Origin of the sequence: Vreelandella nanhaiensis (assembly GCF_003990185.1) — a bacterium.
GTDB classification, from domain to species: domain Bacteria; phylum Pseudomonadota; class Gammaproteobacteria; order Pseudomonadales; family Halomonadaceae; genus Vreelandella; species Vreelandella nanhaiensis.
In genome coordinates, this window is sequence record NZ_RZHF01000005.1 from 165,970 (window position 1) to 190,710 (window position 24,741).

The following is a 24,741-nucleotide window of genomic DNA, read 5'->3' on the forward strand; positions in this document are numbered from 1 at the left end:
TCGATGTGCTGATTATCCCAAAAGCTTGGTGAGCCATTGGCCGATATCATTCACCTGCTGGGGGCAAAGGGCGTGGGCCATGGGATACTGGCGGTAATTGACCGTGTAGCCCTGCTCCTTCAGGCGATCAAACGCGGCGCGCCCTAACGTTTCTGCCACAATGGGGTCAAAGTTACCGTGGTGTACTTCAATGGGCAGTGAACGGTTTGCCTCGCTCGCCTCAATGCTGTCAGCGGTGGCAAAATAGGTCGACATGGCCAGCAACCCGCCAAGTGGCTGCGGGAATGACAGCGCTGCCTGGTAAGCCACGGCGCCACCCTGGGAAAAGCCCGCCACGATAATCCGCCGACTGTCGATTCCGTGATCAATCTGTTCCTGAATCAGCGCCTGAATACGCTCGGCCGAGCGCTTGAGCTGTACTTCATCAACGCGGCGCCCTAAGTCCATGGCCAGAATGTCGTACCAGGCAGGCATCACCATTCCGCCGTTAACCGTTACTGGCAGCCTGGGTGCATGGGGCATGATAAAGCGTACATGCGCATCGTCAGGCAGTTGCAGCGCAGGGATCAGCGGCTCGAAGTCATGCCCATCAGCTCCCAAGCCGTGAATAATAAACACGCAAGCATCGGCGGGTTGACCATTTTGTGGCTCAACAATCAGTTCGCCCGGAGCGGTCATTGTATTCATCCTTACTTAATTGAAAAACAGCACCCTAGCGCAAACCGGCATTCACGGCGAGCAATTGCGCCTAAAAGGGCCATACAAAAGGAATCAAGACAAGCGCAATAACACCGGTAATGACGTTTAATCCCCCGCCTACACGAAGGAAATCGCTGACCCGGTAACCACCGGGACCATACACCATCAAATTGGTTTGATAACCGATCGGGGTTAGAAAACTGGCTGAGGCAGCGAACATGACCGCCACCACATACGGCATGGGATTAACACCCAAGCTCTCGGCAGCAGCCATTACCACCGGGAAAATAATCACGGCGGCACCGTTATTAGTGACAAGCTCGGTTAATAGCGCAACGACACAGTAAGTACCTATCAATAGCAGCCAGGGATTACCGCCCACGATATTCAGAACGCCTCCGGCAATCGCGTCTGCCGCACCTGAGCTTTGCAGCGCAGCGCCTACCCCAAAAGAGGCCGCAATGGTTAACAGTACCTGACTATCGAGCCCACGTTTGGCGGCATCAACCGAGCAGCAACCGGTCAAAAGCGCTAATGCAGCCCCTAACATGGCGGCATTCAACATACTGACCACTCCCAAGGCGGCCAGTAATACCGCACCTAGCAGGATCCCCCAGGCAAGCGGCGCTTTTTCGTGAACCGGCCTTGCCGAGCCGTTGAGCTCGCTGATCAAAAGAAAGTCCTTGGACTGGCGGTGACGCTCAATAAACGGCGGCCGGGCTTCCAGCAATAATACATCGGCAGGCTGCAGGCGTACCTGTCCTAAGTTACCTCGAACCCGCTCCCCACCGCGGCAGATTGCCAGCACGGCAGCGCCATAGAGTGTTCTAAATCGACCATCACGAATACGTTGGCCGATAAACTGGCACTGGTTGGAGACTACCGCCTCGACCAGACGGCGCTCTTTGAACTCCTTCTCAAGGCTCGAAGCACTCTCCCGAGAAGGTATCAGCCCACGGATCTGCTGCAGCTCGACTGCAGCATCACTGGTGCCCGCAAACACCAGCCGGTCACCGCCTTTTAACTGCTCGCCGGGGCCGACAACGCTGACAACGTTGCCATCGCGTTCAATCTCAACCAGAAATAGCTCTTGCAGGTGGCGCAAGCCTGCCTCTTCGACCGTACGGTTAACCAGCACGCCTTCACGGTCAACTTCCATTTCGATAGTGAACTCACGCGGGTTGGCAAATACATTGGCCAGCCCCTCGCGGGCTGGCAACAGCCGAGGGCCGAGTATAATAAGGTAGGTAAGGCCGACAACGGCCACAGGGATGCCTACCCAGGCGAGATCAAACAACCCCATGATCAAGTCGGGGTAGCGCTCAACCAGCAACCCATGAACGACCAGGTTGGTACTGGTACCAAACAGAGTAATGGTGCCGCCGAGAATCGAGGCGAAGCTGAGCGGCATCAAAAGGCGCTGGGGCGAGCGCTGCAAGCGTCGGCTCCAGCTCATCACCGCCGGTATATACGTAGCCACCACCGGCGTATTGTTTAAAAAACCACTTAGTGAAGCCACCGGCAACAGCAGCCGCACCAGAGCGCCACGCTCGGTTTTTGGGCGTCCCAGCACATAGCGGATAATCAGATCGATGCCGCCCGTTTTACGAATGCTGGCCACCAGCACGTACATGAACGCAACAGTAAACAGGCCGCTATTGGAGAAACCGCTTAACGCCTCTGCAGGCTCCAGCACGCCCAGCGTCATCAGTACGATTACAGCGCCTAGTAAAATGATATCCGGCCCCAACCGTGAGGCGGCCATTAACGGAAAAATGGTGGCAACTACGGCTACCGCAATCCAAGCATCCAGCGTCATAACGCAGCATCCTTAACAAAAAAGCATGCGCTATTGTGACGCCAACCACATATTCTAAAAAGTTATTTTTAGAAACATTTAAATATCGAAATAGAATATAAAGTTTTCATACGCGCACAAAAAACCCCGCTCTTAAGCGGGGTTTTAGCACGCTAGCGTTAAACGCTAGTGGCGAACATCAAATGCTGAGAATTAACCCAGAACCTTGATGTTAGAAGCCTGAAGGCCTTTTTTACCCTGAGTGACGTCGAAGGAAACCTTCTGGCCGTCTTGCAGAGTTTTGAAACCGTCAGCTTGAATTTCGGAGAAGTGCGCGAACAGGTCGTCGCCGTTGTCGTCCGGAGAAATGAAGCCGAAACCTTTAGTGTCGTTAAACCACTTAACGGTACCAGTTGCCATGATCGAATCCTCGATATTACTTAATGTAAAGCCGGGCAATACCCGAATTGCAGTGGGTAGAACAAGAAACTTTCACCAGACTTACGCTTGGGCGTTCGGTACTGCTGACAACGTTCGACTTGCTAACCTACTGCAGAAAGCATGCACCTAACAAAAGCGCACGTCAACATTATGTTTGAAAAAAACTTAATGCAATGAATTTTCTTCTAAAATCCAATTCGCCGCCTTTTCAGCAATCATTAGCGTAGGCGAATTTGTGTTTCCACTGGTGATCGTTGGCATGATACCCGCATCAGCAATACGCACGCCTTTAATGCCCCGCACGCGCAATCTGGCATCGACCACGGCCATGGGGTCATCCGCGCGCCCCATTCGCGTAGTACCAACAGGATGAAAGATAGTCGTACCTATATCACCTGCCAAACGCGCCAGTTCATCGTCACTTTGATATTGAACCCCAGGCTTAACTTCTTCTGGTCTGTATTTAGCAAAAGCGGGCTGTTCGGCAATACGACGGGTGACCCTCAAGGAGTCTGCTGCCACCTTGCGATCTTCAGGGGTGCTCAGGTAATTGGGCGAAATAGCTGGCGGCTCGCCTGGATAACGGCTTTTCAAACGTACCGTTCCCCGGCTGGTAGGGTTCAGGTTGCATACGCTGGCGGTAATCGCCGGGTAAGCGTGCAGTGGTTGCCCAAAGGCGTCCAGGCTTAACGGCTGAACATGATACTGAATATTAGGAAATTCATACTCATCGGCACTTCTTGTGAAGGCACCTAACTGGGAAGGCGCCATGCTCATGGGCCCTGTTCGCTTACTAAAATATTCCCATCCGATACCCGCTTTTCCCCACCAGGTACTCGCCATGGCGTTTAGGGTTTTTGCGTTGGTGACACGATACACCGAGCGTATCTGGAGGTGATCTTGCAGATTTTCTCCCACACCTGGCAGCTCGTGCATTATCTTGATGTCATACTTTTCAAGGAGTGCTTTGGGGCCGACGCCGGAAAGCTGCAAGAGATGTGGAGAACCGATGGCGCCCGCACATAAAATCACTTCCTTCATCACCCGCACTTTAACGTTTTTACCTTTGTAAGTTACATCCACCCCTGTACATTCAGGCGTATTCTGGGCGTTTTCAAAACAGAGCCGGTTGACCTGGGTGGAGTGCCATAGCGTCAGATTGGCGCGCTTGAGCGCAGGACGTAAGAAAGCCTTCGCCGTGTTCCAGCGCCAGCCATTACACTGGTTAACTTCAAAATAGGCTACACCTTCATTGTTTCCCCGATTGAAGTCCTCGGTACGTGGGATACCTGCCTGCTCGGCAGCGCTGGCAAAATCGTCCAGCACTGCCCAGTTCAAACGCTGCTTTTCGACCCGCCACTCGCCGCCGTGGCCGTGAAAGTCACGTAGCGTTGCATCCGTTTTCTCTCCTTCATCCAGTAGGTAATGATTTTCGTGCTTGATGAAATCCGGCAGGCAGTTTTCCCAGCGCCAGGCATCGTCGCCAGTAACCTCTGCCCAATGGTCATAATCACGTGCCTGGCCACGCATATAGATCATGCCATTAATGCTTGAACAGCCGCCCAGCGTTTTTCCACGGGGATAAATCAGCGAGCGACCATTTAGCCCTGATTCTGGCTCGGTGCGAAACAGCCAGTCGGTACGTGGATTATTAATGCAGTAAAGGTAGCCTACCGGAATATGAATCCAGTGATAATTATCGCGCCCGCCCGCCTCAATCAGCAGTACTTTGTTGTTCGGGTCGGCACTTAGCCGGTTAGCCATCAAACAACCTGCCGTGCCAGCGCCTATCACGATGTAGTCAAATAATGTTTGTTGTTGTGTCATTACTACCGCCTTTATAAGCAGAGCACAGAGAAAATACCCTCGCCCAAACCTAACGCGCCTGGTTTGGTGATCAATTTAGTAAACTTAAATTCGAATATAAGCTCAACTAATACCATAACAACTAGCAGATGACGCTATACCCGAATATGCAACATTAGGGCATTTATGGCAGTAGTCCGCCTGGGCAGCGTTTCACGCACTGCCGAACAGGTCCACCTTACCCAGCCAGCGGTTAGCCTAAAGTTGAAACAGCTTCAGCAGAAACTGGAACTCATCCTGTTTGAGTGCCGTCTTCAATGGCTTGTATTAACCAACGATGGCCACGTCCAAGGATTCGGCCCATCACGGTCTTTTGCACTCCATGGGATATGGCCCGCTATACGCACGTCTTATCGGGCACCATTCAGCCGCTGCATGCTTCAGGAAAGTAGCGGATGAACTCTTTAGGCAAGTCGCTGCCCCAGAATTAGACATACCGGCGAGGTATCTACTAAGGTGGATAATCAGCTTGATTAGACCAGTCGGTTCACATCGATATGGACCATGAAGCGTTGATCTAAAGATAGGAGATCTTATGAGCAACAGCATCACGACCGTAAACCCGACCACCGGCGACACACTAAATACCTATACGCTGATGGATTCCAGCCAGGCGAAGCAGGTTGTCGAGGCAAGTCATCAAGCATTTCTTGATTGGCGGTTACAGTCCCTTGAGCAGCGCGCCAAGATCGTTAAGGCAATCGGCAAGGCGCTCACGGACCATAAAGAAGAGCTGGCCGAGCTGATCGTTAAAGAGATGGGCAAACCGCCAGAGCAAGCGCGTCAGGAAATCGACCTGTGTGCAGGAATCTGCGACTACACGGCCGAGCACGGCCCCAAGAAGCTGGCCGATGAAGAACGTAAGCCCGGTAACGGCGAGCGTGGCTTTATTACCTACTCCCCCATGGGGGTGATTTACGGCATCCAGCCGTGGAACTTCCCCGCTTATCAGGTCGTGCGTTACTCCATCGCCAACATCATGGCGGGTAACACCGTTTTGCTGAAACACGCTGAAAACGTAACCGGCAGCGGCTTACTGCTTGAGAAGATTTACCGCGAAGCGGGCCTGCCTGAAAACGTTTTCCGCACGCTAGTCATTTCTCACGATATTTCCGATGAAGTGATTGCCCATAAGGCTGTACGGGGTGTCACGCTAACAGGTAGCGATGGTGCCGGGCGCAAGGTAGCCGCCAAAGCGGCTGAAAACCTGAAGAAAACCGTGCTGGAGCTGGGTTCAAACGACGCTTTCCTGGTGCTGGATGACGCCGACCTTGATCTCGCGGTCGACACTTGTGTCACCGGGCGCGTGTTTAACGGCGGTCAAACCTGTGTAGCAGCCAAGCGCTTTGTGGTGACCGAGGCCAACTATGAAGCCTTCAAAGAGCGCTTTGTCGCCAAGATGACGTCGCTGAAAGTCGGTGATCCTAACGAAAGCGATACGGATCTAGGCCCCATGGCACGTGTGGATCTGCGCGACACGCTACATGATCAGGTGGAAAAAAGCGTCGAGAACGGCGCGAAGATTTTGTGCGGCGGCGAAAAGCCCGAAGGCAAAGGGGCGTTCTACCCGGTTACCGTACTGGACAACGTTACTCCCGGCCAACCCGCTTATGATGATGAGCTGTTTGGCCCCGTCGCGGCCCTGATTCGTGCCAAGGACGATGAAGATGCCATGCGTATTGCCAACGACAGCCGTTATGGCCTTGGCGGCGGGATTATTTCCAAAGACACGAAACGTGCCACGGAACTCGCCCGCAAGTACTTCGATACCGGCATGGTATTCATCAACGGCTTTGGCGTAGCCACGCCTGAAATGCCCTTTGGTGGCGTAAAAGACTCTGGTTACGGACGCGAGCACGGCGGTTTTGGCATGCACGAGTTTGTTAATGCCAAGTCCGTCATTGTGGTTAGTGAATAACCCTGAACGCATGATGCACGCGTTGTGATAACGACGCCGCAAGCCCTGCAAAAGGCTTGCGGCGTTTTCTATTGCAGTAAGTTTTTCAGGACGTATTAACAGGCAGGGGGCACCATCCTACTAATTAGTGGGCAGCTCGCCAAAACGTAACCGCTTCCTATTACCCTGCTTGTTCAGCCTGACGTTCCAGCTCCATGGTCATCTCTTTGGACAAGTTAAGCGCACCGGCCAGTTGATCCAGCCAAGCGCGCTCCATGGGATTTTGATCATCAATGACCGCAACACTCATCAGGTACATCTCGCGAGCAGCCTGGGGTGAGTCGGCTTCGCGCGCCAGCGCTTCGGCGTCAAGGGGGGTCTTGAGCTGCTGCTCCACCCAGTCGTGCATCTCTTGGTCCGCCCCCAGCGCGTCAATCTGCTCGGTTATCAGTGCCTGCTCTTGCTCATCAATATGTCCATCGGCCCGCGCAGCCATAATCATGGCTTGCAAGAGCTCCAGGCTACGCCGTTCCTGAAACTCACCGCTGAGCGCGTCGACCCGCTCGCCTTCCTGAGCACCTGCTTGCGCATCTGAAGCTGGAGCGTCGCTGCTCTTGGCCGCTTGTGAGCTCTGCCATGCTTTCCACGCGAGCATGCCAACACTTGCGATCGCACCATATTTGAGCGCTTTACCGCCCATGCTGCGGCCACGCTTGGACCCCACCAGCATGCCCATGGCACCGCCGCCCAGCAGACTTTTAATATCCAAACCACCGGAGGAGTGACTACCTTGGCCACTGCTTGCACCGCCCAACTGCCTGGAAAGACCGCTCAGCATGCCTTTCACATCGACCCCGCTGCTGCCTGTTTGACTACCACTGGCCTGCTGCATCAATTGCTGAAGAATTTTACTCGCGTTCATCCTTGTACTCCTTGGTCTGATAGGGTGAGTAAATCATGTAGGTGAACAGCCAGAACCGAGCTTAGCGCAGGAGGGGCATTCTCAGCCCTTGAACTTGCACCGTACTTCCCTGGCGACTGGCACGTACCTCTATACGAACCGGCATCTGCTCTTTGAGTTCGCTGACATGGGAAATAATTCCAATCATACGCCCGCCCATTTGCAGTTCGCTCAGCATGGCGATGGCCTGATCAAGCGCATCCTGATCAAGACTGCCAAAGCCTTCATCTATAAACAGCGTATCGAGCTGTATACCTCCTGCATAGGCTTGAACCACATCGGAAAGCCCCAGCGCCAGCGCCAGAGCAGCCATGAATGATTCGCCGCCCGAAAGCGTGGCGACCGGCCGGTTCTTGCCGGTGTAGGTGTCCGCAACATCCAGCTCCAGGCCTGAAGCCTTGTTGCCTTTCGAGGGGTCTTCCCGACGCACCAGCTGATAGCGCCCCCGGCTCATGCGCACCAGCCGCTCGGATGCCTGGATAAGCACATCATCCAACAGTACGCCCAGTACAAAGCGCTGCAGGCTGATACGGTGCCCGGTACGTCCGTTGGCTATTTCACTTAATGTTCCCCAAAGGCGATATTGCGCCTCAAGCTCGGCCTGGGCGGCGTGGGCCGCTGCCAGCTTCTGACGGATACCGCCAAGCGTGGTTAATCGGCTATCCAGCGCTCGCCACGCTTCCAGCTGCGTATTCTCTTCCGCCTGAGCGGCAGCGCTTTGCGTGGTTAATGCCTCAAGATCCGGCGGTGTCTGCCCAACAAGCTGTGCCTGACAGTTCTGAAGGGCACCTTCCAGCTCGGCCTGCCGGCGTTGATACTCTTCTACCTGGCCGGTTAAATTTTCCCGCTCATGGTCACTCAACTGCGCTGCCTGAAACGCCGCTTCATTGTCAAATGGGCTTCGCGCAAGAGCTGCCTGCCACTCAGTTTGCGCCTGTTCAAGCATTTGCTTGCCTTGCTCAGCACGCTGATTGGCGCCGTTTAGCTGCTCTTCTGCACGCGCCTGCTGGGTCTGGCTAATGGAGAGCGCTTGCTGAGCGCTCTCCCAGTCTTTTTCAAGCTCGGCCATTTTGCGTTCAAGCTCGGCCAGGGTTCGGCGCATTGCCTCGGGATCGCGGGCGTCTTCAGGCAGTGATTGGCTTAACTGATCGCGCTGACTTTCCAGGCGCAACGCTTCATCCCTGGCCTTTTCAACCAACGGCTGCTGCGCCTTGAGCTGCTTATCCAGCGCCACCCACTCACGTCGAAGCCCATCACGCGTTGTTTGTTGCTGAGTGACCTCACGCTCTACTATTTCGCGCCGCTGTACTTGGCCACGCAAGCTAGTACAGGCTTGATCAAGGTCTGTCAGTGAGCGGTCAGCCCACTCGCCAAGCTGCTGGCGTAACCGCTGCGTCTGTTCGACGTGGTAGTTGAGCTGCTGGGCAAGCTGCTGGTAATGGCGGTCAGCATCTTGCAGCGCCAGACGGGCCTTTTCCTGGTCAGCACGTGCGCGCTCGACCTGCGCCTGAGTGACCACATCGGCATTTTCGACCGCAGGCGCCGGGTGCTCCAGGCTGCCGCACACCGGGCAAGGCGCCTTGACTTCAAGCGTAAGTGCCAACAGCGCGGCCTGCCCTTGGTGCCAGCGTATTTCCTGCTCGGTGGCGTAACGCCCGGCCTGAGCGGCATCACGGCGCAGTTGGTCAAGCGTGTCAGCGGCTTGCTGTTTCTGGTTGGCAAGCTCGCGACTCTGGCGTATCAGTCCTTCCAGCTCTCTGTATTGGGCCAACAGCTGCTCATGGCGGCCAAGTTCTGCGGGGGCGCTTGCCAGATTCTGACACTCCGCTTGTAGCTGTTCAAGGCGCGCGCCTATCGCTTCGCCCTGCTGGCGAATGCCTTCGAGCTGGGCTTCATCGCGCTTGTATGCGTTGTCCGCCTGCTGCCAGGCATGCTGAGCTGCTTTAAAGCGCGCCTGCAGCTCGCCTAGCTGCTGCCCCTTATGGATATACTCACCCAGCTGCCGATGCCGCTCGCGCAGGGTGGGAAGCTCTGCTTGGCGCTGGCGGGCAACTTCTACTGCTTGCTGTGCCTGCTCGGCCCTGACCCGCTGGGCGGCTAATGTGGCGGTGGCCTGCTGTTGCTCAATTTGCGCCACGTTCAACGCCTGTTGCGCCTGGGCCAGGGTGGTGCTGTAAGGGCGTAGCGCCTGGGCGTGGCTAGCCTGGCCTAGACGAGTCTGAATACGCACAATATGATCATGCTGTTCAAGGAGGCGGGCCTTATCGGCGACCAGCGCATCGCGGGTCTCAAACTGGCGCTGCAGCGCCTGGGCGTCATCGCGCCTTTTGTCGGCGCTACGGCGCTGTTGCTGGGCCGTCTCAAAACGCTGCCGTGCGCTGACTACCTGGGGGGTTAGCGCCTGACACTCCCGCTCAAGCTCGGCCTCACTCTCAAGCTCCCCCCCGGCCAAAATGCCGCGAATCTGCTGGTGATGATCGTTTACGGCGCGTTCGATCTGGTTTGCCTGAGTGCGCAGATGCTCTTCAATACGCTGAAAGATATGGGTTTGAAACAGTTGGGAAAATATCTTTTCGCGGTCTTTGGACTCCGCCAGCAGCAGCTCACGAAACTTGCCCTGAGGCAGCACCATCACTTGGCGAAACTGGCTGGCATCCAGGCCCAAAAGCGTCTGCACCTGTGCAGTTGCCTCGCTTACGTTTCGGGCCACCAGGCATTTATCTTCCTCGCCTTTGTCGGTTAACCGCCATAACTGGGCCTCCGCATTCTGGGTCGTGGTGCCCTCCCCGCGTGCCTTGGGACGCTCCTGCTGTGGCACCCGACGCACCCGGTAGGCGCTACCGCGCAGGTAGAAATCCAGCGTGACTTCGGTTAGCCGCGAGGCATCCGCCTGGTCGCAACGCATTTGCGTCCCTGAACGCTCATCGCCCGTCGTCTGGCCGTAAAGCGCAAAGCAAATCGCATCCAGAATCGAGCTTTTGCCGGCGCCTGTCGGCCCATTGATCAGGAAAAGCGGGCTTTTCCCCAATTCGGAGAAATTGATCGACTGCCGTGCTGCGAAAGGGCCGAAGGCCTGCATGGTGAGCGCGAGCGGTGTCATGATTCCTGCTCCTCGTCACGCTGCAACTGGGCAATCAACTTGCTCATGGCGCTTGCCTGTTCAAGGGTCATGGCCTCGCCACTGGTCTGTTCGAAAAAATCACTAAACATATTCAACGCATCGAAGCGCAATCGATCACGATCCAACTGCTGGCGTTGCTGGCTGCCCAGCATGCCGGGTTTTTCGAGATGCAGGACATTGGGGTACACCGCCCGAAGTTTTCCCATCGGATCAAGAATCGCGTGACGGTCCGTCAGCCTGACCAGCAGATAGTCATCAGCCTTCGGATCTTGCTTCCCTTGTGCCAGCAGCTCTTCCAGCTCGCCTTCCAGCACGCGTACATCTCGACGTGGTATCAAGGGTAATTGCCTAACCTGCGCGCTGCCCGCCTGATCAATATCTACCAGCGTGACGCCTTTACTGTGGGTCGCTTCGGAAAAGCTGTATTTAAGCAGCGAGCCACTGTAGCGAATATGCTCCCCACCTCGATACTGGGGGCCATGCAGATGCCCAAGCGCTACGTAGTTGAAATTCTGCATGGGCGCCCAAGCGACGCTTTCAGCGCCTCCCAGGGTTAACGGGCGCTCGGAATCTGACGCGCTGCCACCATCGACAAAACAGTGGCTCATCAACACCGTTGGGCGGGTAGCATGACGTTGCTTGTCGATACGCTCAAGCAGGTAGCGGTGAGCGCTATCGAAATCGCGCACATCAATACCAAATTGGCTGCGGACGTATTCAGGGTCAGCGTAAGGCAACCCGAAAATATCAATGTCACGTCCATTTAGGGAAAGCGTGACCGGGGTAGAACAGTCCGCTAGATCGGAAAGAATATGCAGCCCGGCCTGGCGCAGATGCCGGGCACCAAAGCGCAGCCGTTCAGCGCCATCGTGGTTACCTGAAATAATCACAACCGGCAGGTCACGTACTTGGCAAAGCTCGCCCAGCACATCATCCAGTAGCGTCACTGCGGCTGCGGGCGGCACCGAACGGTCGTAGATATCTCCCGCGATCAGTACCGCATCCACGGCTTCACGGTCGATAATCTCGATTAATTGCTCAAGAACATGGCGCTGATCTTCCAGAAGCGAGACATTATGAAACAGGCGCCCCAAGTGCCAGTCGGCGGTATGCAATAAACGCATGGCAAGCTCAATAGCAGATTAAGTGCTTGCATCATAACAAGCTAAGCGAGCGGCGTTTAGCGCTGACTGAGGCGCGCAGCTATTAAGGTGCAATGGGTAGTTGGCGTTTATGCTCGGTGCGCGTATAGGTATCAATAATGGTGTTATATGCCTGATCGCTGACGGTGTCTCCTATCAAAAAGGCATCAATATCCACATAGGTGACGCCGAGCGCGACCTCATCGGCAAGCTGCGGCTTGAGCGTTTCCAGATCGGCAGTCGGTTGCTTTTCAACCAGGAAGGCAGGTGCATCAAGCGCTGCGCCTACTTCTCGTACTTGGCTTTTGGTAAGGCCAGTGAGTGGCGCTACATCGCAGGCGCCGTCACCATATTTGGTAAAAAAGCCCATAAGCGCTTCTGCTGCCTGGTCAGTGCCAACCACCAGCCCACCACGTGCGCCTGCCGCCGCATATTGGGCCACCATGCGCTGGCGGGCCTTAATATTGCCCAGCACAAAATCCCGGTGGCCCTCATCGTTAAACGCAAGACCACCCTCTTCAAGCGCGGCTAACAACGCATCACTTGCCGGCTTGATGTTAACGGTGAGCACATGATCAGGATTGATAAAAGTGAGCGCTTGCTGCGCATCTTCTTCATCATGCTGGGTGCCATAGGGTAGCCGCATGGCGTAGAAGTAAGCATTCACTCCTTGCTCTCGTGCCCGCTCAGCGGCCAGTTGCGCCAGGCGCCCTCCAACAGTGGAATCCACGCCGCCGCTGATTCCTAGCACCAAGGCATGTTGCCCGGATTCCATCATCTGGCGGCATAAAAAATCGACGCGGGTTTCCACCTCCTGCTGAGCATCAATCTTCGGTTTTACCTGCAATACCTTCTGGATATGCGACTGCGTTTCCTGTCGGTCTATCATGTTAGCCTCCTTGCTGTGTTGGGCATTCATAAGAATTAATGACGTGTTGTCAGACTAGGTCAGAAATGCATCCCTATCTACTCATCAAGCGGCGCATTGCCCTCTAGTACACTACGGTGATGCTTGGGGATGCACTCCAACGCATAATGAGCGGCAGCAAGGCGAACATCGTTACGCCCACCAGAAAAGTGCCGGGTTTCTGTTATCAGATACACTTTCTGGTCATGACGAAACGCCCAGGCAAAACATACCGTACCGGCAGGAATGTCATCTTGAGGCTCTGGGCCTGCCACCCCGGTATTGGCAACGGCTACTGTGGCATCGTTTTTATCCAGTGCGCCTTTAGCCAGCTCGCGTGAGGTTTCTTCGCTGGTAAGCCCATACTTGTCAATCGTATCGAAGCTAACCGACAAGTAGCGGTTTTTTGCTTCAGGCGAATAGACTGCCAACCCACAGTCAATGGATTCCCCGCTGCCAGGGATGCTAGCCAGCTCAGAAACAATAAGCCCTGCCGTGCAGGATTCGGCAGTTGCCAGCTTGAGTTGATGCTCTTTTAGATAGTCGGTGACATGTTCAAGCAATTCCATTGCGCACTCCTAACCAACGATGGGTTATATCAATTTACTTTCCTTCTTAAAAAGTAGTTGTTCTCTCAACAGGCTGAAAACCAAAAAAGAAACTTAGCTATTTGTTAATAATAAAGCGCGTAAAAAAAGCCCCTATCTAACGAGAGGGGCTTTAATAAACGCGTTGCTCGAATGCAGGTTACCTGCGGAAGGCATCCGGATAACTGGTCAGATCAACTCCCCAAAGTATTGGCAACAGGAAGTACACGGCGGCCACAATGAGCAGCATTGCTGCAATATTAAGCCAGAAACCGTTACGTACCATTTCGATGATCTTGATTTTACCCGTCGCGAAGATAATCGCGTTGGGCGGCGTCCCCACCGGTAGCATGAAGGCGCAGTTGGCCGCCATAGCGGCAGGCACCATTAGGACAAAGGGGTGAATATCCAGCGCCAGCGCCAGCGATGCCAGCACGGGAAGAATCATCGTGGCGGTTGCGGTGTTTGAGGTGATTTCGGTCAGGAAAAGCACCATGCCGGTAGCCAAGAGAATGACCAGCAGGAAGTTAACTCCTTCCAGCACGCTCATTTGCCCGCCAATCCATGAGGCCAGACCGGTAGAACCAAAACCAGCAGCAATCGCCAGACCGCCCCCGAACAGCAAGAGGATGCCCCAGGGCACATCTTTTGCAACATCCCAACCCAGCAGGCAACCTCCCTTACTGGGGGAAGGCACTAGGAAGAGCAAAATAGCGGCGACAATGGCGATCATGGTATCGCTGATACCGGGGATATTGATAATTTGCCCTTGCCACAAGAACGACCGGGTAATCCACATAAAGGCAGCGAACAGGAAAATACCCAGTACTGCCTTCTCTTCAAAAGAGATACGGCCCAGTTCCGCTTTTTCTTTCTGGATCATCTCCCTGCCACCCGGCAGCTTGTTGAAGTTGATCGGGTAGATAACTCGCGTCAACAGCAGCCAACTGAGCAGCAGCAGAACAACCACTACAGGGAAAGCAAACATCAGCCAGCTGGCAAAGGAGATTTCCACCCCAAACAGCTCACTGACCACCGCCGCTAAAATAATATTGGGCGGTGTACCAATCAGCGTCCCCAGACCGCCAATCGTGCCACCGTAACCAATCCCAAAAATAAGCGCTTTGCTGAACTTATCGATCTCGGTAGTGTGGTCCCCTTCGCTTTTATTCAGCTCCTGGGTCACTTGGTAAACAATGGCGGTACCAATAGGTAGCATCATCATGACGGCCGCGGTGTTGGACACCCACATCGACAAGAAGCCGGTCGCTGCCATAAAACCGAAAACAATATTGTTAATACTGGTGCCCAGCACGGAAATAATCGTCAGGGCAATGCGCTTGTGCAGGTCCCACTTTTCCATGGCTAGCGCGATCATGAAGCCGCCCAGGAACAGGAAAATAATCGGGTTACCGTAGGCTGCCGTCACCGCACTGCCTTCTAGGGCGCCGGTAATCGGCAGCAGCACGATAGGCAGTAGTGAGGTAACCGGAATAGGAATGGCTTCGGTAATCCACCAGACGGCAACCCACAGTGTGGTTGCCAGCACCATCCGACCTTCCAAACTTAGGTCTGCCGGGTGAAAAAACATCAGCACAAAGGCAAACAGCAATGGCCCTAGAATTAAGCCAACTTTCTGCGGTGTGGTGTAGGCGGGGGGACGCGGCGGCTTGGACCCCGTGCCCCCGTGGCCTTCATCGGTCGAGGTGGGCGCACGCGGAGTGCCTGATGTTGGCAGCGCACACATCAGTAGGTTTTTGACTTGGTCGTGGGAATGCCAAAGCTGATCCCAGAGCGTCATCGTGGCAGTTCTGCGCATTGGAAAAGTACCGCTCTTGTCAGGTAAACGAAAAAGCACAGTAGAAAAATAGCGGGCAATTTGCTTTCACTCAGCAAGGACCCAACCGTTTCTTGGCGCCCTTTATTCACTGCAATAAGCCATTAGTCCAGTAAATCACCCTTAATTACAACCAAAGTCTAACAACTTTGGTTGTAACGAGGTATCGCTTCGCGGCCTGTCTATCTAATATTTATTTTTTAAAGCCAACGTTTGCTACTGATTGAATGCTCTCAAAAAATTAACGGATGCCCTCACCACTCTATTTTCACCAACCCATTAGTGACACAGCGGTGACAATATTATTAATTTTTTGTATAGCTTTTTTTGAGCAAATTCTATTTATCGTGGTCTATGCTGAAACAAAACAGCGTGTATCAACAAATATCGTGTAGTTACCCATGACCATGGGCTTTGGAAGGCGGGGGCGAGGGAAATCACTAACCGCAACGCTCAAGGAGTCGAGATGATACGTCAACATCTTTACAATGGAGCAAAACCAGGCAGCCGCGAACATCTGGAACATTACCTTACGGAACAGCGTCATAGGCGCGAAAAAAGCCAAGAAACTGAAATGGTAAAACTTGCTTCTCTGGCTTTTCTGGCAGGCTGTATGGTGACACTGCTCGCAACATTACCCATCATGTAATGGCGAGAAAAAAGAACAGCGAAATCCCTTTACTTGGCGTAAAGGGATTTTTTTGGGCCTGACTGCCCTGCTACGACCAATTGGTGTTTGCTTCTCGGGAGAAGCTATATTACTCTCGAAGAGTACAAGTTGCGTACAAATAACCTCAGCATTCACAAGGAGTAGTGGCATGCACCATATTCATCTAGCAAAGATTTCCCAAGCCGGTCTTCAACTTGCTATTCAAGAGATCAAGGAAGAAATGTTTGATACGCCCGAATGTGATTACACCATCGCCAAATTGCTTTGCCATTGCAGCCAGTTTGATGCCGCAGAACGTCAGCTTGACGAAATGCTGCTCAAATGGGGTTCATCACCTGACGTCATCGAACTGACCGAAAAAGGCTACACCATGGTAGCCACCATGAGCGCCAGTAGTTCAGCCAAGACGCTTTCATCCGTACCTGCCAATCAATCATCACGTGACACGGCTGCTGCCTAATTATTCCAGGCCAGCGCTACCTTGATCTTCCCTTGCCGTTTTAAAACGACGGCAAGGGAAGCAGGCTATCAATCAAGGTGGTCAAGTGTTACTACAATATCCTGTGTTGAAACATCCACTGTCCAGAACGTGTAGCTATCATCGTCCTCATCCACCAGACGAATATCAAAATACGGATTGGTATAGCCTGTTAACGTGACGCGCTGTGTATCGCCGTTCACCAGCACATTTTCTCCCAGTACATCTTCTTCCCAACTTTTTGAGCTCGCCGGGCTAACGTACATGTAATAGAGGGTATAGCCGGTACGGTTGGTAATATCGACATAGTAATCGGCAGCGCTTGCCATTGTTGACATGCACAACAGCACACATCCCGCCAAGCTTAATATGAATCGCATTAGAACGTTCCCTTCTTCTTTTTTGGTTATTTGGCCACCATGCTTGCACCAAAATGGCGCTTCATGGCTCCCAAGCGATTATAAAATGCAAGGCTGCAGAACGGGAGCATGACACGCGGCAATTGTGGCAATTAAAGTAAAAGCACCACTCTGATAACCACAACCTGGTTAACGCGAGAAAATCCTATGTTCTTTTCATGGCTTATTGCCATAAACCTCCTACCAAAAGCCCGCAGGATGATCACAGATGGTAGAATGCTGCACTTTTCGGGCGGCGCCCATGGCGCCAATCCACCTTCTACTACCTGAGTGACGCGCAATGATTGCAACCGCCACAGGCTTACTTCGCCCGCTTTTACAGTTGGGCCTTATTCCTCAGATCCTTATCGGCATCGTGGCAGGCACTCTGCTCGCCACCTTTGCGCCAGGCATTGCCAGTGACGTAGCCTTGCTGGGCCAGCTGTTCATTGCCGCACTCCAGGCCGTCGCTCCCATTTTGGTATTTGTATTGGTAGCGGCTGCCATTGCCGCCCATCGGCAGGGGCAGCCCACCCATATCCGCTCAGTACTAGTGCTCTATATTGTCGGCACGCTGGTTGCCGCCCTTATTGCCGTGGCGGCAAGCTTTGCATTCCCCACTGAGCTTACGCTGGAAGCCCCGCGGGCAGACGGCAACCCACCGGGGGATATTTTCCAGATTCTTCGTCATCTGCTGCTTAATGCCGTAGCCAACCCTGTGAGCGCACTGATGGAGGCCAACTTCATCGCCATTCTTGCCTGGGCAGTAGGTTTGGGCTTGATGCTACGCCAGGCAAGCGAGACCACACGCACTGCCCTTAACGATCTCTCCAGTGCTATTTCGCGTATTGTTGCGCTGGTCATTCGCCTTGCTCCACTGGGCATTTTTGGCCTGGTAGCAGGCACTCTGGCAGAGTCCGGGATCAACGCGCTGCTGAACTATGCACAGCTGCTCAGCATTATCGTGGGCTGCATGGTGTTTGTAGCACTGGTGAGTAATCCACTGCTGGTTTACATCGCTACCCGCCAGAATCCTTACCCGCTGGTATTTGCTTGCCTGCGGGGCAGCGCGATTACCGCCTTCTTTACCCGTAGCTCAGCGGCCAACATTCCGGTGAACCTTGAGCTATGCCGCAAGCTGAAGCTCGACCCAGACACGTACTCCATCTCAATACCGCTGGGCGCCACCATCAATATGTGCGGTGCGGCCATTACTATCACCGTGATTACCCTGGCCACTACACATACACTAGGCATCAATGTCGACTTTCCCACAGCCCTATTGCTGTGTGTGGTATCGGCTCTGGCCGCCTGTGGTGTGTCCGGCGTCGCTGGCGGCTCGCTTATGCTGATCCCCATGGCGGCTAACCTGTTTGGCATTCCCACCGAAGTGGCCATGCAAGCGGTCGCGATTGGCTTTGTCATTAGCGTGGTACAGGACTCTACCGAAACTGCCCTCAATTCCTCGACTGACGTACTGTTCACTGCAGCAGCCTGCCGGGCATACAAACAAGACGTTTAAAAAATCTATTTCCTAGCGAAGCGGTAAGTATCGTATTGACTGTTCAGTGTTCTTTATATAGAACGTTCTATAAAAGGAACACTGAGCAGTATCATGAATGAAGACTCCCTCTACACACTTGGCAAACACCTACAGGCTCTGCGCCAAACGCGGGGCTTATCACTGAGCCAACTAGCCAGTGCTGCTGGCATCGCTAAATCCAACCTTTGCCGCTTGGAGCAAGGCAACGGTAATCCGACGCTGGATACGATATGGCGCCTGGCCGTTCAACTTAAGGTTCCTTTCGGAACACTGGTCGCTCCCATCAGCGTGCCGCTTGGTGAAGATGGCGTGCAGGTTCGGCTTATTGAGCAAGGAAAAGATACTCCCCATGTAGATGTTTACTGGATGCGCTGCGCACCTCACACGCAACGCCATGCAGAAGCGCATACGCCGGGCACCTGGGAGTCCCTTACCCTGATCAGCGGCTGGTTGGAGGCCGGGCCAAAAGGTAAAGCTACGCCGCTTAGGCTGGGTATTCCTGTCACCTTTTCTGCTGATCAGCCACATATTTACCGCACTGAAGACGCCGAGGCCACGCTGCTTATGACCATCACCTATGGTGGAAATGGTGGTACACCATGAGCCATGCATCCACCCGTTCAGTGCTAAAAGGGGTGCGAGAAGCCATCCCACTGCTTGGCGGTTACATTCCCGTTTCTCTATCGTTTGGATTAGTAGCCACCCAAGCCGGTCTCACTACCTGGGAGGCAGCGGCTATCTCCCTACTGATTTACGCTGGCGCCTCACAGTTCTTGTTTGTCGGCATGGTGGCTGCGGGTTCGCCGCTGTGGCTGGTAGTGGCGATGACGCTACTAATCAACGTACGCCATGTCGTCTATGGGCCCAATCTCGCTTCCTGGCTTCCCCCTAGCCGCCATTGGCTGTGGCTAATGCATGGCCTTACCGATCAGGTCTTTGCCCTAGCGCACACGCGTCTGCCTCAGCTTCCCGAAGCTGAGCGATTCAGCTGGTTTTTAGGAGCAGCACTGCTAGCGTGGGTAGTCTGGATTGTGGGAACTATCGTAGGCTCGACAGCGGGAGAAGCACTGACTGCCCGCTGGCCGCTTCTGGGCGAGATCATGCCATTTGCCCTGCCCGCGCTCTTTCTCACCATGGTTGCTCCGCGCTTTACCGATAAGCGCTGGGCGCTAGCCTTGAGCTGCACCATTGCATCTGCCCTCTTCTTCACCCTTTATGGCTGGAGCAATGTCGCCATCCCACTGGCAGCCGCCTGCGGCGCCATCTGTTTTTATATGGTGAAATTTCACCCAGGGAAGAACACTTTATGAGTACAGAGCTTTGGCTGGCGGTAATCGCCTCGGCATTGGGTACGCTACTCATACGCGTTGTGCCGTTTCTTTGGATGCAGCGCCGCCTGGGAAGCGATACCGGCCTAAACGGCATTCCTCAATGGATCAGCATCTTAGGCCCGCTGATGATCGCGGCAGTGTTAGGCGTCTCACTCGTTCCCGTTAATCCTGGCGTTATTTCATGGGCGGCAACGGCCATTGGGCTCTTGGTGACACTACTTGCATGGCTGCGTGTGCGCTCAATGGGCTTGCCTGTGGCAGCGGGTGTGGCGGTGTTCGGAGTGGTGCTGATAGGTGTAGCGCTAGCGGGATGATGTCGCAGAAGACATGAAAAGTGGTGGGCCCAGTAGGACTTGAACCTACGACCAAGGGATTATGAGTCCCCTGCTCTAACCAACTGAGCTATAGGCCCGAAAAGCGTGCATATAATAGCGAATGTGCGGGGGCGAGGCTACCCCCTTATGTACGTATCTTCATGCAGGAATGGCACTTTTTGCGGGTTTGCGGGTCTTGAAAGGAGTTCTTTATGCGGAGACGCGCTTTGAAAGCTTTAATTGCCCTAATTCCCTTGCTGTTGGCGGTGCCCGTTCAGGCTGATTGGCAGCTTGCTCCTGACCAGTCGCGCGTAGAAGCAACCATCACCCAGACAAATGGCGCGACCCCACAAGCGCATCACCATCAGGTGCGCAATTTGCAGGGTGATATTTCACCGGATGGCACGCTGCGTTTGCCGCTTAAGTTAAGCCAGACAGATCTGCTTTCGCGCTTTAGCGACCTGCCGCCCTGGGCCAGTTTGCTGACCAATACCACGCTGGTCACGCTGACGGCACAGATGCCGCCTGAGCGGCTGGACGCGCTGGATATTGGCGAATCGCTGGTGGAAACGCTGACGTTTCGGGTGCAGACCGATGCGGTTAACCAGCAGGAATCGGTACCGTTACGCTTTACCCGCGAAGGCGTCAATCAGGTGCGTGTGACCCATGCAGAACCGTTGGCGCTGGATGGCAATGCGTTGATGGCGAATACCACGGTACGCACCATTTTATCGATGCTGGGTTATCAGCAGATTGATGAGCACGTACCGGTCACGCTGAATGCCCTGCTAGTAAATCGTTAACTGCCCATTACACTCTGGCGCTTTACTCAGCTGCTCGGGTCAAACGCAGACCGTTTGCTTGGCCCGGCGAACGTTGGCAAGCAGGGGGCTTCCCGTATCCGGGTCAGTCAGCAGGGTGCACTCTACTTGGTAAAGCTTGCGCACTAGCTCGGGCGTCACCACCTTGTCGGGGGCGCCCTGATCAACGATTTTCCCATCGCACATGGCGATTAGATGATCGGCATAGCGGCAGGCGCTGGCCAAATCGTGTAGTACCATCACAACGGTTCGCCCATGCCCTGCCAGGTGGCGAACCAGCTCGAACACTTCGATCTGATGACCTAAATCCAGCGCGGAGGTCGGCTCATCCAGCAGAAGCAGAGGCGTCTGCTGAGCGATGGTCATGGCGATCCAGGCGCGCTGGCGTTGCCCGCCGGAAAGCGCATCAATGGGCCGGTCAGCCAGATCCTCGAGGCCGGCGGCCAGAAGCGCATGCTGCACAACGCGCTGATCCTCTGCTGACCATTGGCGGAGCCAACCCTGATGCGGCTGGCGTCCGAAACGGATCAACTCGGTCACCGTCAAGCCTTCTGGCGCGACCGCCTCCTGGGGTAACAACGCCAATTGCGTGGCAAGCTGGCGCGACGGCAGGCGCTGAATATCCTTGCCGTCTAAAAGCACGCTACCGACATCCGGCTTATGCAAGCGCGCCAGACCCGACAGCAGCGTCGACTTGCCACAGCCGTTTGGGCCTACAATGGCCGTTACCTTGGCACTCGGCAGGCTAACATCCAGGCCATCAATTACCCTCCGCGCGCCGTAGCCCATACTCAACGCCTCGGTGGCCAGCGTCGGCGCGGTTCGAAAATCGTTCATGCGTGACTCCGTTGCGGCCGCATCAAAATCCATAAAAGCCAGGGGCCACCAATAATCGCGGTGACAATCCCCACCGGAAGCTCAATTGGCGCCAGTAGCGTGCGCCCGGCCAAATCAGACAACACCATCACTAACGCGCCCGCAAGCGTAGCGGCGACCACCGGCACATGGCGCGGGGTAGAGAGCGCCCGTGCAATTTCAGGGCCGATCAGCCCTACCATGCCCACAGGCCCGGCAACGGCCACAGCCAGTGCTGTTAAAGCCACCGAGAGCAGTAAAATTTGAATACGCCGTGCGCTAGTGTTGACTCCCAATCCGCTGGCCGTGGCTTCTGAAAATCGTAAAACGGTTAGTGACCGCGCCAAGGTTAGCGCTGCTACAAAGCCAAGCGCCAAGCCGATGCCCAGCAATTGAACCGAGCCACCGGAGCGGGCATTCAACGAGCCGACCGTCCAGGGGTAAGCGGCATTGGCGGTATCAATTGCTACTCGCGCCAGCAGCAGCTGAGTGATGGCGCCGAAAACAGCCCCCACGCCGATACCCGCGACGATAAAACGATAGCCCTGAGTGCCGCTGCCTGCGGCGAGCCCGAAAGTCAGCACGGCGGCGGTAACGGCACCGGTCAAGGCCATCGCAGAAGGCGCCAGCGACACGCTCATGCCCACAACCGAGGCCACCGCAAACGCAGTGGCGCCATTATCGATCCCGATAATGCCCGGTGTGGCCAGCCGGTTACGGGCCAGGGTCTGCATGAGGATACCGGCCAGCGCGAACGCCCCGCCGGTGAGACACGCCGCCACAAGCCTTGGCAGGCGTAGCTCCTGAACCATGAATCCGGTCATTATATCACCCTGCCCTGCCAAGGCCTTCACGACATCACGTGGGTCAAGAATGACGCTACCCAGGCTGAGGTAAGCAGTGCAGGCGAGCATCAGTACTATTATCAACCCACTATTAACCCAAACCGCGCGCTGTTCGATCAGGATACTGACACCACCGCCTCGGCGTTCCCCCCACCGCCAGTAGCCCCTGGGCGATTTTACCGGCGCGTCCTCAGGCGGTGCTATTCCCATGGAAGCGTCGTTGGATAACAGCGCGGCGGCACCATGCTTTCTGAATTCAGGTTTTAACCAGCGGAGCGTCATAGGCAAGCTCATAACATCGGTAACCGGCGGGCGCGAACGGCGGCGATCAGCACAGGCGCTCCGCACAGGGCGGTCAGTACGCCGAGCGGCAGCTCAGAAGGCGCCACCACCACACGCGAAATGATATCGGCCGTCAAAATAATCAAGGGACCAATCGGCAGGCAGAACCACAGGGTACGCCGGATATCGGGCCCGGCAAAGGCGCGAGCGATAAACGGCACGACCAGGCCCACGAAAATGATCGGCCCGGCAATGGCCGTTGCCGCGCCCACCAGCAGGGCAACGCAAAGAACGACCAACGCCCGGATAAGCTGGGGATGATGCCCAAGCCCCGAGGCCATGCGCTCACCGAGTGCCAACGCCGAAAGGGGCCGCGCAATCAGAGCGATAAGCACGGTACAAAACGCCATGGAAGGTAAAACGGCCCATAGGTCTTCCAGGCGGCGCCCGGCCAAGCTCCCGATTACCCAAAAGCGCACTTCATCGGCTGAGCGCTGGTCGAACAACAGCATCATGGAGGTCATTGCTCCCAAGAGCGCTGAGAAGGCAGCCCCGGCGAGTACAAGGCGTATAGGGTCATTATCTACCCCGCGCCAGCGGGCGACACCCAATACGCACAGGCAACCCACAAGTGCCCCTAACTGCGCCACGGAAATACGCAGGGTGGCCGCGCTGGCGCCAAGCACCAATGCCAGCGCTACGGCAAAGGCAGCCCCTGCGCTTACCCCCAACAAACCGGGTTCGGCAAGGGGATTGCGAGCAACCGCCTGAAGCAGTGCCCCGGATACACCCAGGGCCATACCCACAGCAATGCCTATCAAAGTGCGCGGCGCGCGCAACTCCCATACAACAAAATGCGCTTCGCTGTCCTCACTGCCCAAAAGCATCGAAAAAGCCTGAGAGGGCGAAACAGTGCCAGCGCCAACAAGTAGGCTAACGACACTCACCGCCACAAGGGCGGTGAGTAGTAATGCGAGCAGCGTGCGCTGTTCAAGACGCTGCGGTATCAGAGCAACCTTCACGGCAATAAGGCTTTTTCAATGTCGTCAAGGATAGTGTGAGCGGCCAGGGGCCCTGATGCACTGCTCCAAACCTGGCCGTTAACGGGAACCACATGGCCCTGCTGTACCACATTCAGGCGGGTAAAGGCGCTGCTTTGCTTGGCGGCACCCAAGGCCTGCTGCCCTTCTTCATTGAGCGTTGCAAGAAACAGCCAATCACCATCTATTAGCGAGAGGTTCTCAAGACTCAATATATCGCTATGCGGACTGCCTTCTTTGACCAAACCCTGGTCATCAACCGTCAGCCCTGTAGAGGCAAGAACCCCGGTCGAGAACAGTTCGGACGACATGATCATAGGGCCTGCTGGCATCCAGCGCACGATGTAAGCAGTACCACCAACGTCGGCTTCACTAAGGCGCTCATTAAGTTCAGCGGCACGCTGCTCAACGGCCTCAAGCGCTTCGTTGATCTCGGCTTCTTTACCCAGCGCCTGCCCGAAAAGGCGTGACTCGTCTTTCCAGCCTTCCTTTGAAAAGCCTGTGGTATTAGGCACAACTGTGGGTGCAATGCGTGAAAGTAGACGGTACTGCTCTTCGGGAAGCTGAGGAGCAGCAAGAATCAGATCAGGCTCCAGGCGAAGGATGGCTTCAATATTGGTTTCACGTGCAACGCCTACCATTTCCAGCAGGCTGGTATCAATATGCTCACCCATGTAAGCCGCTACCTCGTTGCCGCCACGCGTAGCAATCGCCCCAATCGGCGTGACACCTGCCGCGACCGACGCATCCAGTGCGCCTTCGTAAAGCGTGACGATACGCTCTGGCGAGTCAGGCACGTCCACTTCGCCAAACGCGGTATCCAGCTCCCGCGCTTGCGCATGGGCGGCCAAGCTACTTAACAACACACCGGTCAGGCTAAGGCGCAGTACTGTACGCAGCATTGTGAA

Annotated in this window: 23 protein-coding genes, 1 tRNA gene and 1 pseudogene; 9 read left to right on the plus strand and 16 right to left on the minus strand. The window is 55.1% G+C overall.

The genetic code is table 11. The annotated features are described in order from the left end of the window. Positions 1-12: 12 nt before the first annotated feature. From ELY38_RS04385 to ELY38_RS04400, 4 genes are all read right to left on the minus strand, one after another. Entirely contained in the window at positions 13-678 is a 666-nt protein-coding gene (locus ELY38_RS04385) for an alpha/beta hydrolase (protein WP_127060284.1), read from the minus strand. A 70-nt stretch (positions 679-748) separates the two neighbouring features. Further along, positions 749-2,518 carry an SLC13 family permease gene (locus ELY38_RS04390; protein ID WP_127060285.1) on the minus strand — a complete coding sequence of 590 codons (1,770 nt, stop codon included), beginning with the start codon at positions 2,516-2,518 and terminating at the stop codon, positions 749-751. A gap of 192 nt (positions 2,519-2,710) precedes the next feature. Then, positions 2,711-2,917: a cold-shock protein gene (locus tag ELY38_RS04395; RefSeq protein ID WP_054641278.1), complete on the minus strand. Its 207-nt coding sequence runs from the start codon at positions 2,915-2,917 to the stop codon at positions 2,711-2,713. 186 nt (positions 2,918-3,103) lie between these two features. After that, positions 3,104-4,765 carry a GMC family oxidoreductase gene (locus tag ELY38_RS04400; protein ID WP_127060286.1) on the minus strand — a complete coding sequence of 554 codons (1,662 nt, stop codon included), beginning with the start codon at positions 4,763-4,765 and terminating at the stop codon, positions 3,104-3,106. A gap of 165 nt (positions 4,766-4,930) precedes the next feature. On the opposite strand from ELY38_RS04400, the pseudogene ELY38_RS19315 reads away from it, so the two are divergent. Together ELY38_RS19315 and ELY38_RS04410 are read left to right on the plus strand one after the other, a co-directional pair. Then, positions 4,931-5,089 (plus strand): annotated as a pseudogene (locus tag ELY38_RS19315) (helix-turn-helix domain-containing protein); the annotation flags it as partial. Positions 5,090-5,339: 250 nt separating this feature from the next. Beyond that, on the plus strand, positions 5,340-6,722 hold the full coding sequence (locus ELY38_RS04410) for an NAD-dependent succinate-semialdehyde dehydrogenase (protein WP_127060288.1): 1,383 nt from the start codon (positions 5,340-5,342) through the stop codon (positions 6,720-6,722). A 160-nt stretch (positions 6,723-6,882) separates the two neighbouring features. Here ELY38_RS04410 and ELY38_RS04415 read toward each other — a convergent pair whose 3' ends face one another. The 6 genes from ELY38_RS04415 to ELY38_RS04440 form a co-directional block, all read right to left on the minus strand. Next, the gene (locus tag ELY38_RS04415) at positions 6,883-7,623 is read right to left on the minus strand and encodes a tellurite resistance TerB family protein (RefSeq protein WP_127060289.1); all 741 of its coding nucleotides are present in this window, start codon (positions 7,621-7,623) and stop codon (positions 6,883-6,885) included. A gap of 61 nt (positions 7,624-7,684) precedes the next feature. Beyond that, positions 7,685-10,762 (minus strand): AAA family ATPase, encoded by a 3,078-nt coding sequence (locus ELY38_RS04420; protein WP_127060290.1) that lies wholly within the window; start codon positions 10,760-10,762, stop codon positions 7,685-7,687. After that, positions 10,759-11,907 (minus strand): exonuclease SbcCD subunit D, encoded by a 1,149-nt coding sequence (locus tag ELY38_RS04425; RefSeq protein ID WP_127060291.1) that lies wholly within the window; start codon positions 11,905-11,907, stop codon positions 10,759-10,761. The genes ELY38_RS04420 and ELY38_RS04425 overlap by 4 nt, the downstream gene beginning before the upstream one ends. 82 nt (positions 11,908-11,989) lie before the next feature. After that, positions 11,990-12,814, minus strand: a complete 825-nt coding sequence (gene nadE / locus ELY38_RS04430; protein WP_127060292.1) for an ammonia-dependent NAD(+) synthetase — start codon at positions 12,812-12,814, stop codon at positions 11,990-11,992. A 77-nt stretch (positions 12,815-12,891) separates the two neighbouring features. Next, positions 12,892-13,401, minus strand: coding sequence for a CinA family protein (locus ELY38_RS04435; RefSeq protein WP_127060293.1), 510 nt, complete (start codon positions 13,399-13,401; stop codon positions 12,892-12,894). Between the two features lie 178 nt (positions 13,402-13,579). Then, on the minus strand, positions 13,580-15,220 hold the full coding sequence (locus ELY38_RS04440; protein ID WP_127060458.1) for a DASS family sodium-coupled anion symporter: 1,641 nt from the start codon (positions 15,218-15,220) through the stop codon (positions 13,580-13,582). Between the two features lie 502 nt (positions 15,221-15,722). On the opposite strand from ELY38_RS04440, the gene ELY38_RS04445 reads away from it, so the two are divergent. After that, positions 15,723-15,905, plus strand: a complete 183-nt coding sequence (locus ELY38_RS04445) for a hypothetical protein (protein WP_127060294.1) — start codon at positions 15,723-15,725, stop codon at positions 15,903-15,905. A gap of 169 nt (positions 15,906-16,074) precedes the next feature. Further along, positions 16,075-16,386, plus strand: coding sequence for a hypothetical protein (locus ELY38_RS04450; protein WP_127060295.1), 312 nt, complete (start codon positions 16,075-16,077; stop codon positions 16,384-16,386). Between the two features lie 68 nt (positions 16,387-16,454). On the opposite strand, the gene ELY38_RS04455 is transcribed toward ELY38_RS04450, so the two are convergent. Further along, positions 16,455-16,784: a hypothetical protein gene (locus ELY38_RS04455; protein WP_127060296.1), complete on the minus strand. Its 330-nt coding sequence runs from the start codon at positions 16,782-16,784 to the stop codon at positions 16,455-16,457. Between the two features lie 319 nt (positions 16,785-17,103). Between ELY38_RS04455 and sstT the strand changes: the two genes are divergently transcribed. The 4 genes from sstT to ELY38_RS04475 all read left to right on the plus strand — a co-directional run bounded on the left by sstT (position 17,104) and on the right by ELY38_RS04475 (position 19,990). Then, entirely contained in the window at positions 17,104-18,324 is a 1,221-nt protein-coding gene (gene sstT / locus ELY38_RS04460; protein ID WP_127060297.1) for a serine/threonine transporter SstT, read from the plus strand. A 93-nt stretch (positions 18,325-18,417) separates the two neighbouring features. Then, the gene (locus ELY38_RS04465) at positions 18,418-18,948 is read left to right on the plus strand and encodes a helix-turn-helix domain-containing protein (RefSeq protein WP_127060298.1); all 531 of its coding nucleotides are present in this window, start codon (positions 18,418-18,420) and stop codon (positions 18,946-18,948) included. Next, positions 18,945-19,655 carry an AzlC family ABC transporter permease gene (locus tag ELY38_RS04470; RefSeq protein ID WP_127060299.1) on the plus strand — a complete coding sequence of 237 codons (711 nt, stop codon included), beginning with the start codon at positions 18,945-18,947 and terminating at the stop codon, positions 19,653-19,655. Before ELY38_RS04465 ends, ELY38_RS04470 begins: the two co-directional genes overlap by 4 nt. Further along, complete coding sequence (locus tag ELY38_RS04475; protein WP_127060300.1) at positions 19,652-19,990, plus strand: AzlD domain-containing protein; 339 nt, start codon at positions 19,652-19,654, stop codon at positions 19,988-19,990. The genes ELY38_RS04470 and ELY38_RS04475 overlap by 4 nt, the downstream gene beginning before the upstream one ends. A gap of 21 nt (positions 19,991-20,011) precedes the next feature. Here ELY38_RS04475 and ELY38_RS04480 read toward each other — a convergent pair. Then, positions 20,012-20,088 (minus strand) — tRNA-Ile (locus tag ELY38_RS04480). 114 nt (positions 20,089-20,202) lie between these two features. Here ELY38_RS04480 and ELY38_RS04485 point away from each other — a divergent pair. Continuing rightward, entirely contained in the window at positions 20,203-20,793 is a 591-nt protein-coding gene (locus ELY38_RS04485) for a hypothetical protein (RefSeq protein WP_127060301.1), read from the plus strand. Between the two features lie 39 nt (positions 20,794-20,832). Here the strand turns inward: ELY38_RS04485 and ELY38_RS04490 are convergent, their stop codons facing one another. The 4 genes from ELY38_RS04490 to ELY38_RS04505 are packed head-to-tail and all read right to left on the minus strand — an operon-like array spanning position 20,833 to position 24,735. Continuing rightward, entirely contained in the window at positions 20,833-21,648 is an 816-nt protein-coding gene (locus ELY38_RS04490; RefSeq protein ID WP_127060302.1) for an ABC transporter ATP-binding protein, read from the minus strand. Continuing rightward, the gene (locus ELY38_RS04495; protein WP_127060303.1) at positions 21,645-22,793 is read right to left on the minus strand and encodes a FecCD family ABC transporter permease; all 1,149 of its coding nucleotides are present in this window, start codon (positions 22,791-22,793) and stop codon (positions 21,645-21,647) included. Before ELY38_RS04495 ends, ELY38_RS04490 begins: the two co-directional genes overlap by 4 nt. Before the next feature lie 8 nt (positions 22,794-22,801). Then, on the minus strand, positions 22,802-23,815 hold the full coding sequence (locus ELY38_RS04500) for a FecCD family ABC transporter permease (protein WP_127060304.1): 1,014 nt from the start codon (positions 23,813-23,815) through the stop codon (positions 22,802-22,804). Further along, the gene (locus ELY38_RS04505) at positions 23,812-24,735 is read right to left on the minus strand and encodes an ABC transporter substrate-binding protein (protein WP_127060305.1); all 924 of its coding nucleotides are present in this window, start codon (positions 24,733-24,735) and stop codon (positions 23,812-23,814) included. The genes ELY38_RS04500 and ELY38_RS04505 overlap by 4 nt, the downstream gene beginning before the upstream one ends. Between the last annotated feature and the right edge of the window lie 6 nt (positions 24,736-24,741).

Bases quoted from the DNA above. Each gene is read 5' to 3' on its own strand.
- nadE (WP_127060292.1), bottom strand. From the start codon at position 12,814: ATGATAGACCGACAGGAAACGCAGTCGCATATCCAGAAGGTATTGCAG.
- ELY38_RS04495 (WP_127060303.1), bottom strand. From the start codon at position 22,793: ATGACGCTCCGCTGGTTAAAACCTGAATTCAGAAAGCATGGTGCCGCC.
- ELY38_RS04435 (WP_127060293.1), bottom strand. From the start codon at position 13,401: ATGGAATTGCTTGAACATGTCACCGACTATCTAAAAGAGCATCAACTC.
- ELY38_RS04420 (WP_127060290.1), bottom strand. From the start codon at position 10,762: ATGACACCGCTCGCGCTCACCATGCAGGCCTTCGGCCCTTTCGCAGCA.
- ELY38_RS04450 (WP_127060295.1), top strand. From the start codon at position 16,075: ATGCACCATATTCATCTAGCAAAGATTTCCCAAGCCGGTCTTCAACTT.
- ELY38_RS04505 (WP_127060305.1), bottom strand. From the start codon at position 24,735: ATGCTGCGTACAGTACTGCGCCTTAGCCTGACCGGTGTGTTGTTAAGT.
- ELY38_RS04485 (WP_127060301.1), top strand. From the start codon at position 20,203: ATGCGGAGACGCGCTTTGAAAGCTTTAATTGCCCTAATTCCCTTGCTG.
- ELY38_RS04445 (WP_127060294.1), top strand. From the start codon at position 15,723: ATGATACGTCAACATCTTTACAATGGAGCAAAACCAGGCAGCCGCGAA.
- ELY38_RS04425 (WP_127060291.1), bottom strand. From the start codon at position 11,907: ATGCGTTTATTGCATACCGCCGACTGGCACTTGGGGCGCCTGTTTCAT.
- ELY38_RS04490 (WP_127060302.1), bottom strand. From the start codon at position 21,648: ATGAACGATTTTCGAACCGCGCCGACGCTGGCCACCGAGGCGTTGAGT.
- ELY38_RS04470 (WP_127060299.1), top strand. From the start codon at position 18,945: ATGAGCCATGCATCCACCCGTTCAGTGCTAAAAGGGGTGCGAGAAGCC.
- ELY38_RS04415 (WP_127060289.1), bottom strand. From the start codon at position 7,623: ATGAACGCGAGTAAAATTCTTCAGCAATTGATGCAGCAGGCCAGTGGT.
- ELY38_RS04400 (WP_127060286.1), bottom strand. From the start codon at position 4,765: ATGACACAACAACAAACATTATTTGACTACATCGTGATAGGCGCTGGC.
- ELY38_RS04385 (WP_127060284.1), bottom strand. From the start codon at position 678: ATGACCGCTCCGGGCGAACTGATTGTTGAGCCACAAAATGGTCAACCC.
- ELY38_RS04395 (WP_054641278.1), bottom strand. From the start codon at position 2,917: ATGGCAACTGGTACCGTTAAGTGGTTTAACGACACTAAAGGTTTCGGC.
- ELY38_RS04455 (WP_127060296.1), bottom strand. From the start codon at position 16,784: ATGCGATTCATATTAAGCTTGGCGGGATGTGTGCTGTTGTGCATGTCA.
- ELY38_RS04390 (WP_127060285.1), bottom strand. From the start codon at position 2,518: ATGACGCTGGATGCTTGGATTGCGGTAGCCGTAGTTGCCACCATTTTT.
- ELY38_RS04440 (WP_127060458.1), bottom strand. From the start codon at position 15,220: ATGACGCTCTGGGATCAGCTTTGGCATTCCCACGACCAAGTCAAAAAC.
- ELY38_RS04465 (WP_127060298.1), top strand. From the start codon at position 18,418: ATGAATGAAGACTCCCTCTACACACTTGGCAAACACCTACAGGCTCTG.
- sstT (WP_127060297.1), top strand. From the start codon at position 17,104: ATGATTGCAACCGCCACAGGCTTACTTCGCCCGCTTTTACAGTTGGGC.
- ELY38_RS04475 (WP_127060300.1), top strand. From the start codon at position 19,652: ATGAGTACAGAGCTTTGGCTGGCGGTAATCGCCTCGGCATTGGGTACG.
- ELY38_RS04410 (WP_127060288.1), top strand. From the start codon at position 5,340: ATGAGCAACAGCATCACGACCGTAAACCCGACCACCGGCGACACACTA.